The sequence below is a fragment of the Pantoea sp. ANP04 genome, assembly GCF_041982285.1.
Lineage (GTDB): Bacteria > Pseudomonadota > Gammaproteobacteria > Enterobacterales > Enterobacteriaceae > Pantoea > Pantoea eucalypti.
This window is the reverse complement of record NZ_JAUTYS010000004.1, coordinates 218,626-231,340: the sequence shown is the minus strand read 5'-3', so window position 1 is coordinate 231,340 and position 12,715 is coordinate 218,626. Positions and strand designations below refer to the sequence as shown.

Sequence of the window (12,715 nt, the reverse complement as noted above, 5' to 3'; positions counted from 1 at the left end):
GGATTTCATGATGCAAAACATTCTTTCTTCCGGGTTTGTTAAGGGAATGGTCAAAGCGACCAGTGATATGTGGCTGAAGGGCTGGGACGAACGCAACGGCGGCAACGTCAGCCTGCGTCTGCTGGAGGAGGAGGTCAAACCCTTCGTCCACGACTTCTGTAAAGCACCTCGCTGCATTGAGCTGACTCAACCGGCACCTTCGCTGGCAAACGACTGGTTTCTGGTGACCGGGTCTGGAAAATTCATGCGCAACGTTCAGCTTGATCCGGCGGATTGCCTGGCGCTGCTGCAGGTCGATGACAAAGGGCTCTCCTATACCATTCACTGGGGCCTGTCGAATGGCGGATTGCCGACCTCCGAGCTGGCGTCACACTTCCAGTCTCACGCGGTGCGTAAAGCGGTCAGCAAGGGCGCAGATCGGGTGATCATGCACTGTCACGCCACCAACTTTATGGCGTTGAGCTATGTGGTGGAGATGGATTCTGCCCGCTTTACCCGCCTGTTATGGGAAGGCAGCACTGAATGTCTGGTGGTCTTCCCGGATGGCGTGGGTGTGCTGCCATGGATGGTGCCCGGCACCGATGAAATCGGCGCGGCGACGGCCGGGCAGATGCAGTCGCACACGTTGGTAATGTGGCCGTTCCACGGCGTCTTTGGTACAGGCCCGACGCTCGATGAGACTTTTGGTCTGATAGACACAGCGGAGAAATCGTCCGAAGTGATCGTCAAAGTGCTGTCTATGGGCGGGATTCGCCAGAGCATTACCACAGAACAGCTGGTCGCATTGGGTGAGCGCTTCGGGGTGAAGCCGTGGCAACCCGCGCTGGATGTGGGGCCTGCTAATGCTGCGTAAAGCTTTTGTGATGCAGGTGAATGCCGACGCTCATGCAGAGTATGAGCGCCGCCACTCCCCGATCTGGCCGGAACTGGCTGAGACGCTGAAAGCGCATGGCGCACACAACTATGCTATCTGGCTGGACGCCGAACGGCATCTGCTCTTCGCCAGCGTTGAGATTGAATCTGAGGAGCGCTGGCACGCGGTGGCAAAGACGGAGGTGTGCCAGCGCTGGTGGGCATCAATGAAAGATTTAATGCCGTCGAATGCCGATAACAGCCCAATCAGTCAGCCGTTGAAACCGGTGTTCTTTCTGGAGTAGTGGAGGGAAAGGGCGGCATCGCCGCCCTGATGCTCTACCGTTTAGTCTGACACAGGCCGGTCAGCGTTGGCCACATCGCCATCAACGTATCAATAATACTATCAAGATCGTCGCGCTCAGCGCCTTCACGCGCCCGCACCGACATGCCCTGCAGCATACAACCCAGATAACGGGACAGCGCCGGAACATTGACTGACGCGCTCAGTTCGTTACGCTGCTGACGCGCCAGCAGAAAATCGCTTAATACATGCTCCTGCGACTGATGCTGCTGTTGCAGCATAGTGGCAATCTCCTTCGACGCCGCCGACAGGGCGGTTGAGGTGCAGATAAAGAAGCAGCCGCCGGGAGAGTCACGCTCAGTAAAGCAGGCGGCGGTGGCACGGAAATAGGCTTCAATTGCGCGATCTACGGGTAACGTATCGTCGCCTAACACCGCTTCTCGCCAGGCACTGAACTTCTCTATATAGCGATCCATCGCCGCACGGAACAACCCTTCTTTATTCACAAACTCTGCGTAAAGGGTCGGTGCTTTTGCACCGGTTGCGGCGACAAGATCGGACAGGGACGTTCCCTCATAACCGTGTGTCCAGAACAGGGTGAGTGCTTTATCAAGCGCAGCGTCACGATCAAACACTTTAGGTCGGCCACGGCATTTCTTTACATCACAATCCTGAACCTGGCTCATACATCCTCACTGACAGTAAAACATCCTATTAAATTACCGATCATTATAAAAATGTGCAAGGTCCGCTATGCATGCCCTCGGCCAGGGTTGCCATTTTGTGCGCCAGCGCAGTGTTATCGCCCCTATGGTTAAGTCAGAAAAGGGGCTGAAGCCCATAATCACGCCACTTCGCGATTAAAATAACGCTCATTAAATAAATATTGACGGCGAGCCCCGGCGGGGTCTATCATTTGTTTAACGGTCGTTAATTAAATAGCGACAACCTAATTCAGACCAACCAAATTCAACTACCGAATAGAGAGAAGATGATGAAAACCATTAAAACCACCCTGGCAGCACTGGCACTTACCACTCTGACTTTTGGCGCATATGCCGCTGACCTCGTCACCAGCGAACCGTCTAATCAGCAGCCAGTCGGCACCATCTCTGTACAGGGCGGCACTAACCTGACCTCCCTTGAATCACAGTTGAGTGCTAAAGCGGATGAAGCGGGTGCGAAATCGTTCCGTATCACCTCAACCAGCGGCCAGAACAAACTGCACGGCACGGCAGTGATTTATCAGTAAATCGGGTGTCGACAGAATCAGTGAGAGGGGATTTGTTATGAAACGTATTAGCTTGATGGTGACAGCGGCTTTGCTAAGCAGCATCTCATTTGCCAGTGTCGCGGCTCAGCAGGTCAGCAGTACACCGCCTGATGCGCAAAAAATCGGTGTCATCAGCGCGACGGGCAGTACTAATCTGACCTCGCTGGAGCAGCAACTGTCAGAAAAGGCCAGCGATGTCGGGGCAAAGTCTTTCCGCATCACTTCGACCTCTGGCAACAACAACCTGCATGGCACAGCCATTCTTTATAAGTAAAAGCACGATAAATATTCATAAACAGGCTTCAGATAAACCCACTTATCTGAAGCCTTTTTTATTCTTAAGTCACAGCCTTATCCGTTGCTCCGCAACTGGGGATAACGACGGAAGATGTAAATACACCAGAGTAACGCCACCAGCCCGATCATCCCGCCGACGTTCCCGACTTCCGCCATGCTCAGATGCAGACTGACCTGATTCCCCAGCAGCGCACCTGCGCCAATCCCGATATTATAAATCCCTGACATGAGCGACATTGCCACATCCGTGGCATCGGGTGCCAGTGACAGCACCCGCACCTGCATACCCAGTCCAATCATCATCATTGCCATGCCCCAGACAACGCACAGTGTTGAAATAGCGGCAGGTCGGACGGCAGCAAAAATCAGCAGCCCCATACAAAGGGTTATCAGTGCGATGGCGGCAATAAGCAGTCCGGAAGGGAATTTATTGCCGAGGGTACTGAACAGCACGCTGCCCACAATACCCGCTGAACCAAACAGCAACAGCAGCAGGGTCGTAAAATTGCCGCTGGAGTGCGCCACATTCTGCATAAACGGCTCGATATAGCTGTAAGCGGTGTAATGCGCGGTCACCACCAGCGTCACCAGCAGATACATGCTGACCAGCGCGGGACGGCGAAACAGCATCGGCACACTGCTCAGCGAGCCGGTATGCTCACTCGGCAGGCGCGGCAGGATCCGCACCAGCATAATCATCAGCACCAGCGCCGAGAGGCCAATCGCGCCGAAGGTGGTACGCCAGCCAAGATACTGACCGACCACACGCCCAATCGGCACGCCCAGGACCATTGCCAGCGCAGTACCGGTCGCCAGCATACTCAGAGCCTGTGTTTTCTTGCCGGCGGGTGCAACGCGAATCGCCAGTGAGGCTGTAATCGACCAGAACACCGCGTGAGACAGGGCGATGCCCACACGTGACACCATCAGCGAGCGGAAATCCCAGGCGACGGTTGAAAGTATATGGCTGACGATGAAAATCAGGAATAGCACGCCCAGCAGCAGGCGTCGCTCGATATTACGGGTTAGCAGCATCAGCGGCAGTGAGAGCAGCGCGACGACCCAGGCATAGATAGTCAGCATGATCCCGACATCAGCCGTCGGCATTGAAAAGTCAGCGGCAATATCGGACAGCAGGCCAACCGGGACAAATTCGGTGGTATTGAAGACAAACGCAGCAATAGCCAGCAATACCACGCGTAGCCAGGCAGTCTTACGTGAAACAGTTGTTGATTGCATGAGGAGTCAAGCCAGTCAGAATAGCGAATGTGGATGTGACAGACACACCCAGTGAAAGTGACCTGCGTCACAAAATTAACCGCTATTGTAGTCAATAAACCGGGAAGAGAAACCTGATAACGCGCTTTTAATACTGAATTTTTTTTATCGCCCTGGCACCGGGCGATAGCCAGAGGTTATTACCCGCGACAACGCAAGGAGATCCTGTGCAGCAGCATAATCTATAAGCAAAATGTGACGGAGCAGCACGCCGGAGAGAACACCATCACCGTTAAAAGCCCTGCGCTTAACGCGACGTTGGCGTGTGCTTCAGGGCCACACTGAGCTGAGGTGCCGGATGGGTCGTATGATTGAGCGGACAGCAATTTTCACAGCCTATTGCACCCACATAATATTTTTTCGCCTGAAGAATAGCGGCGTTAACGTGGTAAAAACTGCCCAGAAACAGTCTGTTATCCATGTCGGGAAGATGAGGGCAACCCGCAGCATGGACGACATGATTATCGTTATATCCTGATTGTTTATTAACGTAATAGTAGAGAGCCACAGGCGTTCCTTGTTGCCGTGCTGAAAGGCAAAACAGATGAATTATGACAATAAAATGATTATAGCGGGAAACGCACACTTTGTTTGTTGTGGATCTGAATCAAACGTTCTGGAGGCGGTTTGCCAGACCCGGCGGGGCCTGGCAAACGTGCAGGCTGTCAGAGTTTTCTACTGTGCAGGCGCCAGGCAACCGCTAACGCCAGTATCAGCAGGACGCTGATAAATAGCGTAATACCGCCCCAGCCGAAGTTATGCCAGAACAGACCGCCCAGCGTACCCGCCACGCTGGAACCCACGTAATAGCTGAAAAGATAAAGCGAGGAAGCCTGTCCCCGCGCCCGACGCGCCCGGGGACCGATCCAGCCGCTGGCAACGGCATGAGCAGCAAAAAAACCGGCAGTGAACAGCATCATCCCAGGCAGGATCAGCCAGAGGGAGTTAAAGGCCGTTACCAGCAGGCCCAGTAACATGATGGCTGTCGCGCCCAGCATTACCGGCCCGCGCCCAATGCGGCTGGTCAGCGCGCCCGCTTTAGGCGAACTCCATGAGCCGGTCAGGTAGACCACGGATAACAACCCGACCACGGCCTGACTGAGATGCCAGGGCGCGTCCAGTAAACGATAGCCAATGTAGTTGAACAGGGTGACGAAGGCGCCCATCAGCAGGAAGCCTTCGGCAAACAACCACGGCAGGCCTGGATCGCGCCAGTGCAGCCGGAAGTTAATTAACAGATTACGCGGGCGCAGGGTGATGGGTCTGAAATGACGCGATGCGGGCAGGATCTTCCAGAACATCAGCGCGGAGGCCAGTGAAAAACAGCCGATTACCGCCACGGCGATCCGCCATGAGAAGAGGTCGGTCAGGACACCGCTGAGCAGACGCCCGCTCATTCCGCCTATGGAATTACCGCTGATATACAACCCCATGGAAAAGGCAACGACCCGTGCATCTATCTCTTCACTGAGATAGGTCATGCCCACCGCCGCAACGCCGCTAAGCGACAGGCCCATCAGCCCACGCATGATCAGAATGCCGTGCCAGCTGGTCATCGTGGCCGAGATCAGCGTACAGATGGCGGCGAGCATCAGGGCGGTCACCATCACCGATTTACGCCCGATAGCATCAGAGAGTGGGCCGGTGACGAGGAGGCCCAGCGCCATCAGACCGGTAGAGATGGAGAGCGACAGGCTGCTGGTCGCCGGAGAAACCCCAAACTGCTGTGACATGACTGGCAGAATCGGCTGCACACAATAGAGCAGGGCAAAGGTGGCCAGTCCGGCCGAGAAGAGTGCCAGCGTCACGCGCATAAACGCGGGCGTTCCGCGGCGAATGTATCCTGAAGCTGCCGCAGATTCTGGCGGTGCAGACACCGCACTCTCATCCACGGCAGCCTGTATTGAGCGACTCACACATCATCCTTTCAGTCAGAAAACCAGTGGTCAGCATAGGAAAGTGGAATTATGATGTCTAATATATTAATAATCTCAAATAAGACGTTTAAAATATGAATATCGAGCTGCGTCACCTGCGTTACTTTATTGCGGTCGCCGAAGAGTTACATTTCGGGCGGGCAGCCCTGCGTCTGAATATCTCTCAGCCGCCGCTCAGCCAGCAGATAATGCAGCTCGAAACGGAAACAGGTGCCAGGCTATTTAATCGCACCAACCGCAGCGTGCAACTGACCGCAGCCGGAGAGCAATTACTGAGTGATGCTCGCGCGATTCTTTTACAGGTTGAGCAGGCGTCTGACCGCGCAGCCCGGTTGCATCGTGGCGAAGAGGGAGAGTTAAGAATTGGTTTTACCTCTTCGGCGCCGTTTACCGCGGTGGTCTCAGATGCACTGTTCCGGTTTCGTCAGCGCTGGCCACAGGTGCATATAAAGATGCAGGAGATCAACACCCGTCAGCAACTGGTCCCGTTGCACGAAGGACAGCTTGATCTGGGTGTGATGCGCAATACGCCGCTGCCGGCCGATTTGCGGCATCAGTTGCTGCTGAGTGAGCCGCTCTATGCCGTGGTGCATAAGGCCCATCCGCTGGCGGGCGCCGAAAAAATTTCGGTGACTGCGCTGGCGGCCGAACCCTTTGTCTTCTTCGATCCTCAGGGCGGCACCGCGCTTTACAGCGATATTCTGGCGCTGCTGCATCGCTATCACATTAAGCCCTATATCACTCAGGAGGTCGGTGAGGCGATGACTATTCTGGGGCTGGTGGCAACCGGTCTGGGTGTCTCTATTTTGCCTGCCTCGTTTCGTCGGGCGCGGCTGTCAGATGTGGTCTGGCTACCGTTAACGGAAGAGGATGCCATTTCAGAGTTGTGGCTGGTCTGGTCTGCCGGACGTGAATTAAATGCCCAGATGCAGAACATGATGGCGTTGCTGCAGGAGAAGCAGCGCTGAACCCTGCCTGTCACCGCATCAATTTGTGCGACAAATCACATTTCTAATCAAATATTTGACGCTGTTGCCTGATCTGTCTCACCATGGCGCATGTTTATTTAGAAGCGCGAAAATAACCGGGAGCAGGGTTGTGAATCCGGACAGTCAACCTGGCCACATTGACCAGATTAAGCAGACCAATGCAGGTGTCGTATATCGATTAATTGATCGCTACGGTCCCATTTCGCGTATCGAACTTTCCCGCCGTGCCCAGCTCGCGCCGGCCAGCATCACCAAAATTGTGCGTGAAATGCTGGATGCGCATCTGGTGCAGGAGACCGAGTACCAGGACCCCGGCAGTCGTGGCCGTCCGGCGATTGGCCTGATACTGGACACCGATGCCTGGCACTATCTGGCGATTCGGTTGCATCGCGGCGCAATGACCTTCACGCTGCGCGATCTCAGCAGTCGGGCGCTGGCAGAAGACAGCCTGCCGCTGCCTGATGAATCTGCTCAGCCATTACTCTCCGCGCTAATAGAACAGGTCGATGCTTTTTTCATTCGTCATCAAAAGAAGCTGGAACGCCTGACGGCTATCGCTATCACCCTGCCAGGACTGATTAACGCCGCCTCCGGCGTGGTGCATCGTTTGCCAGGTTATGCGGTACGCGATATGCCGCTGGGCGATGCGCTGGCAGCGCGAACCGGCTTAGCGGTGTTTGTGCAGCACGACATTTCAGCCTGGACGCTGGCGGAATCGCTGTTTGGCGCCTCACGCGGTGCGCAGGACGTTATTCAGATTGTGATTGATGAAACCGTCGGTGCTGGCGTGATCAGTGGCGGTCAGCTGCTGCACAAAAGTGGCAGGGCACTGGTCGAAATCGGCCATACCCAGATAGACCCTTATGGTCAGCAGTGCTACTGCGGTAATCATGGCTGTCTGGAGACAGTAGCCAGTACCGGCAGTCTGCTCGCGCTGGCAGCGCAGCGTCTGCCAGCCCAGCCGGACAGCCTGCTAAATAACCAGCCGTTGACGCTTCAGTCACTGTGCGCGGCGGCGCAATCGGGCGACCGTCTGGCGCGCGACACCATTGCCAGCGTCGGGCACCACGTTGGCCGGATCCTGGCGATGATGGTCAACATCTTCAATCCACAACATATTCTTATCGGTTCTCCGCTCAATGCCGCCGCTGATGTGCTGTTTCCGGCGGTCAGCAATACGATTCTGCAGCAGTCACTGCCCGCTTACAGCGCGAGTATTGAGCTGGCCCCCACTGAATTTAGCGAGCCGGGAACACTGGGCGGTGCCGCACTAATCAAAGACGCCCTCTATAACGGACATCTGTTAGTGAAGTTGTTGCAAGGTTAAGCAGACCTGAACTTGCGCTAACGCAATCTGTTCCCCTCCTTCATTCCTTAAAATGCCGTTTCGCAGCAAGGTTAATCCCTGATTAATCGCAACGGTTTTAGAGGAGAAGTTGAGTGAACAGATTATTTGTTACTGGCACCGATACCGCAGTGGGCAAAACGGTGGTGTCACGCGCCCTGTTACAGAGTTTTATACAGACCGGACACAGTGCAGTCGGCTATAAGCCTATTGCACGATGTGCAGTTAAAACCCCGGATGGCCTGCGTAACAAAGATGCACAGGTTCTGCAAAGCGCGTCCTCCATCGACTTGCCTTATCAGGCGATCAATCCGCTGGTTTTCCAGGAAGAGGAGATCTGCACCCATCCCACGCAGATCATCGACTATGGGTTGCTGACTCAGGGCTTAACCCGCCTGATGCAGCAGGCCAGTCGCGTGGTCGTTGAGGGCACAGGCGGCTGGCGCAGCCTGATGAACGATGGACGTCCGCTCTCCTGCTGGGTCGTTGAGCAGCAACTGCCGGTGGTGCTGGTGGTCGGCATCCAGTCGGGCTGTATCAGTCACGCCTTGTTGACGGCAGAAGCGATTGCGCAGGATGGTCTCCCGCTGCTGGGCTGGGTAGGCAATCGAATTAACCCAGGACTGGCGCACTACAGCGACATTATCGGGATTCTGCGCGAAAAAATCGGCGCCCCGCTGCTGGGCGAACTGCCTTATTTACCGCGTGCCGAACAACGCGATCTCACACCTTATATCGATATTTCCCTGCTGGATCCGGACAGTTTGCACGCTGTGAGTGCAAAGATCGCCTGATTATGAAACAAAACAAGTCATCTGAGTCGGAAGTGATCCTAAAGTTTCAGGCTCGTTTTCGACTCTCTGCAAAAATTTCTGTTTATATTTGAATGGCCTGACGCAGTTAACGCGAAACAACAACGTCATGGCGCAAAAAATGCATTAACTCCGCTTATCACAGTGAGCCGGAGTATCATCATGTCGCATTCGCACGAGAAAGGTTTGTTATATGGGCTTGAGGCCCGCATTGGTCCCGCCCCGGCGTTTCTGGCCGCATTGCAACATCTGCTCGCCAGCGTAGTGGGGATTATCACGCCACCGCTGATTATTGGTTCAGTTCTGGGATTAAATGCCTACATTCCTTATCTGATAAGCATGTCGCTGTTTGTTTCAGGGTTAGGCACTTTTATGCAGGCCAGACGCTTTTATGGCATTGGCGCGGGCATGATCTGCCTGCAGGGCACCAGTTTCGCGTTTCTCGGTGTGATTCTCTCCGGTGGGCTGATGGTGAAAGGGCGCGGCGGATCGCCAGAAGAGATTATGGCGATGTTGTTTGGCTGCAACCTGGTGGCAGCGCTGATTCCGATTCTGATTAGCCGCTGTGTGGGCTCACTGCGCAAAGTCCTGACGCCGGTTGTGACCGGCACAGTGATTACTCTCATCGGCATCAGCCTGATCAAGGTGAGCATCACCGACTGGGCTGGCGGTCACAACGCCACAGATTTTGGTTCGCCGGGGAATCTGGCGCTGGGAGCGCTGACGCTGCTGGTGATTGTGGCGCTTAACCGTTCGCGCAACCGCTGGGCAAGGCTGGTGGCAGTGGTGGCCGGCATCGCGGTGGGATGCGTTGCGGCAATCTTAACCGGACATTTACAACTGCACGCCGCGCCGGAGAGCAGCTGGATGGTACTGCCAGCCTTCTTCCGGTTTGGTTTCGCCTTTGACTGGACTATCTTTCTGCCGATTGCACTCGTGTCGGTCATCGCCGTAATTGAAGCCGTTGGGGATCTCACGGCCAACTGCCTGATTTCACAGCAGCCCATCGCTGGCAAGCCTTTTCAGCAGCGGCTGCAGGGCGGTATTGTCGCTGATGGCCTGAGCTGTGTGCTGGCGGCGGTTTTCTCCGCCTTTCCTAACACCACGTTTGCGCAAAATAATGGGGTTATCCAGATGACGGGCGTTGCCAGCCGTTACGTAGGCATGCTCTTAGGCATTATGCTGGCGCTACTGGGGCTTTTTCCTTTTGTTGGCTCGCTGCTGCAGCAGATCCCGCCGCCAGTCCTTGGCGGAGCCACTATTGTGATGTTTGGCAGCGTCGTCGCTGCGGGTATCCGGGTGATGACACAGACGCCGCTGGGCCGCCGTGAGATGCTGATTGTCGCAATTTCATTCGGGATTGGTCTTGGCGTGGAAGCGGTGCCGGAGGTACTGAAGCAGTTCCCACCGCTGATTAACAGTCTGTTTGGTCATGCGGTAACGACCGGCGGTATTCTGGCGATTATGCTCAATCTGGTACTGCCAGACGAGGCATCTGCCGTGGAAGAGGTTGAGGCGGAAACACTGACTGAAAGTTAAAAGCTGAATAACGCACAACCGCTGAATAACGCACAACCGCTGAAGTTGCTCTGACAGACGGCTCAGAAATTCAAAGCGATGGGAGCATACGCCAGTAGCAAAGCATCGCGGACCAGGGATGGGCCGCGCTGAGCCCGCCAGGGATGGCGTGGTTTGCGTCTTTGTGGAGGGCGTATGCTCCCTGAGCTGGTAATAAATTAACAGTCATAATACGCCGTGACTTAACTGGCTTTAATATGGAGTCGGCGAGGGGAATAGGGCCAGAGCGGCCCTTTTTCTGACTTATATCACTATTACGACATTATGGATTCAGACGACGACGGGTTCGACCCGAGCTGAGGTAATCCGCGATGTAATCCTGCGAAATCTCCCCGCTGTAGCGACCCTCTTCATCGACTATTGGCATCCAGACTGTATTGTGCTCATAGAGTTTGGACAACACCACGCGCAGGTTCTCTTCCGCTTTACCGGTGACCTTAAAGGTGTGCAGCTTCTCTTCACAACGGCCACTCACGTTACGCGCCTCGCGTCGTTTCACGAAGCCCAGCGGCTTACCATCCTCATCGACCACGGTAATCGACCGCATATCGTTCTCATCCATGGTGCCAAAGGCTTCATCCAGTGGCGTTGAGCGGCGCACGGTGATGGTCGGCTGCTGATCGGTCACGTCTCCCGCCTGCACCAGTAACAGACGCTTAAGCGTGCGGTCCTGACCCACAAACGAGCCAACGAAATCATTGGCCGGAGTCGCCAGCAACTCATCCGGGCTGGCGCACTGCACGATTTTACCCTGACCAAAGACGGCGATGCGGTCGCCGAGCTTGAGCGCCTCATCGATGTCGTGGCTCACCAGCATCACGGTTTTCTTCAACTGGCGCTGCATGTCGAGGAACTCGTTCTGGATCACTTCGCGGTTAATCGGGTCAACGGCACCAAACGGCTCATCCATCAGCAGCACCGGTGGATCCGCGGCCAGGGCGCGAATCACGCCGATACGTTGCTGCTGACCGCCGGACATTTCACGCGGATAGCGATGCAGGAACTTAGTCGGGTCCAGCGCGACCATGCTCATCAGCTCAGTGGCACGTTCACGACACTGCTTCTTGTCCCAGCCCAGCATGCGTGGCACTACAGTAATGTTCTCCTCAATGGTCATGTTGGGGAACAGACCTATCTGCTGGATGACATAGCCAATGTTGCGACGCAAAGTGGTGGTGTCCTGGGTACTGGTATCTTCGCCGTTGATCAGGATGCGGCCACTGGTGGCGGGGATCAGACGGTTAATCATTTTCAGCGTGGTAGTCTTACCGCAGCCCGATGGCCCCAGCAGTACACACATCTCACCGGCGGGTACGTGAAGGCTGACGTTATCGACGGCTTTGTTAGTAGTGCCGTTTTTCTGGGTAAAGGTTTTCGTCAGGTTTTCCAGCGTAATCATTATCGAATCCCCTTTGGAGTCAGCGCCTGCTGCAAACGGTGCAGCAGCCAGTCAAGAAAAATAGCCAGCAGACAAATCATCAGTGCCCCGGCAATCAACATACGAATATCACTGCCGCTGATCCCATCGAGCAGCAACTGGCCCAGACCGCCCGCGCCAATGACGGCAGCAATCGCCATCACGCCAACGTTCATCACCACGGCGGTACGGATGCCGCCAAAAATCACCGGCAGCGCCATCGGGATTTCAACCCAGCGCAGACGCTGCCAGAAGGTCATGCCGATGCCACGGCCCGCTTCACGCAATCCATCCGGCAGATTCTCCAGCGCGGTGTGAGTGTTGCGCACAATCGGCAGCAGTGAGTAGAGGAACACCGCGGTGATCGCTGGCAGCGCGCCGATGCCCTGACCGATCAGCGAAAAGACCGGAATCATCAGACCAAACAGCGCAATGGTAGGAATGGTCAGCACCACGGTAGCGATACCGAGTATCGGCGTTGCCAGCCATCTGACACGCACGATCAGAATGCCCAGCGGCACGCCAATCACAATGGCCAGGCCGACCGCCACCAGCACCAGCCAGCTGTGCTGCCAGCTCAGGGTGAGCAGGGTGCTCCAGTTATCCATGATGTAGTGAAGGGTATCCACAGTG

The 12,715-nt window shown here is 55.4% G+C and carries 14 protein-coding genes; 8 read left to right on the top strand and 6 right to left on the bottom strand.

Annotation, left to right across the window (positions count from 1 at the left end; translation table 11 throughout):
* Positions 1 to 10 precede the first annotated feature (10 nt).
* On the top strand, positions 11 to 853 hold the full coding sequence (gene rhaD, locus Q7C21_RS07935) for a rhamnulose-1-phosphate aldolase (protein ID WP_008925223.1): 843 nt from the start codon (positions 11 to 13) through the stop codon (positions 851 to 853).
* Positions 843 to 1,157 (top strand): L-rhamnose mutarotase, encoded by a 315-nt coding sequence (rhaM, locus tag Q7C21_RS07930; RefSeq protein ID WP_003853684.1) that lies wholly within the window; start codon positions 843 to 845, stop codon positions 1,155 to 1,157. The genes rhaD and rhaM overlap by 11 nt, the downstream gene beginning before the upstream one ends.
* Positions 1,158 to 1,191: 34 nt before the next feature.
* Here the strand turns inward: rhaM and Q7C21_RS07925 are convergent, their stop codons facing one another.
* Complete coding sequence (locus Q7C21_RS07925; RefSeq protein WP_003853682.1) at positions 1,192 to 1,842, bottom strand: TetR/AcrR family transcriptional regulator; 651 nt, start codon at positions 1,840 to 1,842, stop codon at positions 1,192 to 1,194.
* A 308-nt stretch (positions 1,843 to 2,150) separates the two neighbouring features.
* Here Q7C21_RS07925 and Q7C21_RS07920 point away from each other — a divergent pair, with 308 nt between their 5' ends.
* Both Q7C21_RS07920 and Q7C21_RS07915 read left to right on the top strand, forming a co-directional pair.
* Positions 2,151 to 2,408, top strand: a complete 258-nt coding sequence (locus tag Q7C21_RS07920; protein ID WP_003853680.1) for a DUF1471 domain-containing protein — start codon at positions 2,151 to 2,153, stop codon at positions 2,406 to 2,408.
* A gap of 37 nt (positions 2,409 to 2,445) precedes the next feature.
* Entirely contained in the window at positions 2,446 to 2,703 is a 258-nt protein-coding gene (locus Q7C21_RS07915; protein WP_003853679.1) for a DUF1471 domain-containing protein, read from the top strand.
* Positions 2,704 to 2,780: 77 nt separating this feature from the next.
* On the opposite strand, the gene Q7C21_RS07910 is transcribed toward Q7C21_RS07915, so the two are convergent.
* The 3 genes from Q7C21_RS07910 to Q7C21_RS07900 form a co-directional block, all read right to left on the bottom strand.
* Positions 2,781 to 3,965, bottom strand: coding sequence for a sugar transporter (locus Q7C21_RS07910; RefSeq protein ID WP_003853676.1), 1,185 nt, complete (start codon positions 3,963 to 3,965; stop codon positions 2,781 to 2,783).
* A 286-nt stretch (positions 3,966 to 4,251) separates the two neighbouring features.
* Positions 4,252 to 4,512 (bottom strand): hypothetical protein, encoded by a 261-nt coding sequence (locus Q7C21_RS07905; RefSeq protein WP_375150586.1) that lies wholly within the window; start codon positions 4,510 to 4,512, stop codon positions 4,252 to 4,254.
* 157 nt (positions 4,513 to 4,669) lie between these two features.
* Entirely contained in the window at positions 4,670 to 5,920 is a 1,251-nt protein-coding gene (locus Q7C21_RS07900) for an MFS transporter (RefSeq protein WP_039660206.1), read from the bottom strand.
* Between the two features lie 95 nt (positions 5,921 to 6,015).
* Between Q7C21_RS07900 and Q7C21_RS07895 the strand changes: the two genes are divergently transcribed.
* The 4 genes from Q7C21_RS07895 to Q7C21_RS07880 all read left to right on the top strand — a co-directional run bounded on the left by Q7C21_RS07895 (position 6,016) and on the right by Q7C21_RS07880 (position 10,626).
* On the top strand, positions 6,016 to 6,909 hold the full coding sequence (locus Q7C21_RS07895; protein ID WP_154926272.1) for a LysR family transcriptional regulator: 894 nt from the start codon (positions 6,016 to 6,018) through the stop codon (positions 6,907 to 6,909).
* Between the two features lie 130 nt (positions 6,910 to 7,039).
* On the top strand, positions 7,040 to 8,257 hold the full coding sequence (locus Q7C21_RS07890; RefSeq protein WP_003853668.1) for an ROK family transcriptional regulator: 1,218 nt from the start codon (positions 7,040 to 7,042) through the stop codon (positions 8,255 to 8,257).
* A 113-nt stretch (positions 8,258 to 8,370) separates the two neighbouring features.
* Positions 8,371 to 9,069 (top strand): dethiobiotin synthase, encoded by a 699-nt coding sequence (gene bioD, locus Q7C21_RS07885; RefSeq protein WP_192377593.1) that lies wholly within the window; start codon positions 8,371 to 8,373, stop codon positions 9,067 to 9,069.
* A 180-nt stretch (positions 9,070 to 9,249) separates the two neighbouring features.
* The gene (locus tag Q7C21_RS07880; RefSeq protein WP_375150585.1) at positions 9,250 to 10,626 is read left to right on the top strand and encodes a nucleobase:cation symporter-2 family protein; all 1,377 of its coding nucleotides are present in this window, start codon (positions 9,250 to 9,252) and stop codon (positions 10,624 to 10,626) included.
* 301 nt (positions 10,627 to 10,927) lie between these two features.
* On the opposite strand, the gene osmV is transcribed toward Q7C21_RS07880, so the two are convergent.
* Positions 10,928 to 12,064, bottom strand: a complete 1,137-nt coding sequence (osmV, locus tag Q7C21_RS07875; protein ID WP_003853663.1) for an osmoprotectant ABC transporter ATP-binding protein OsmV — start codon at positions 12,062 to 12,064, stop codon at positions 10,928 to 10,930.
* Positions 12,064 to 12,711, bottom strand: coding sequence for an osmoprotectant ABC transporter permease OsmW (osmW, locus tag Q7C21_RS07870; protein WP_003853661.1), 648 nt, complete (start codon positions 12,709 to 12,711; stop codon positions 12,064 to 12,066). Before osmW ends, osmV begins: the two co-directional genes overlap by 1 nt.
* Positions 12,712 to 12,715: the final 4 nt, after the last annotated feature.

Bases quoted from the DNA above. Each gene is read 5' to 3' on its own strand.
- rhaM (WP_003853684.1), top strand. From the start codon at position 843: ATGCTGCGTAAAGCTTTTGTGATGCAGGTGAATGCCGACGCTCATGCA.
- Q7C21_RS07915 (WP_003853679.1), top strand. From the start codon at position 2,446: ATGAAACGTATTAGCTTGATGGTGACAGCGGCTTTGCTAAGCAGCATC.
- Q7C21_RS07880 (WP_375150585.1), top strand. From the start codon at position 9,250: ATGTCGCATTCGCACGAGAAAGGTTTGTTATATGGGCTTGAGGCCCGC.
- Q7C21_RS07910 (WP_003853676.1), bottom strand. From the start codon at position 3,965: ATGCAATCAACAACTGTTTCACGTAAGACTGCCTGGCTACGCGTGGTA.
- rhaD (WP_008925223.1), top strand. From the start codon at position 11: ATGCAAAACATTCTTTCTTCCGGGTTTGTTAAGGGAATGGTCAAAGCG.
- Q7C21_RS07895 (WP_154926272.1), top strand. From the start codon at position 6,016: ATGAATATCGAGCTGCGTCACCTGCGTTACTTTATTGCGGTCGCCGAA.
- osmV (WP_003853663.1), bottom strand. From the start codon at position 12,064: ATGATTACGCTGGAAAACCTGACGAAAACCTTTACCCAGAAAAACGGC.
- Q7C21_RS07920 (WP_003853680.1), top strand. From the start codon at position 2,151: ATGAAAACCATTAAAACCACCCTGGCAGCACTGGCACTTACCACTCTG.
- Q7C21_RS07925 (WP_003853682.1), bottom strand. From the start codon at position 1,842: ATGAGCCAGGTTCAGGATTGTGATGTAAAGAAATGCCGTGGCCGACCT.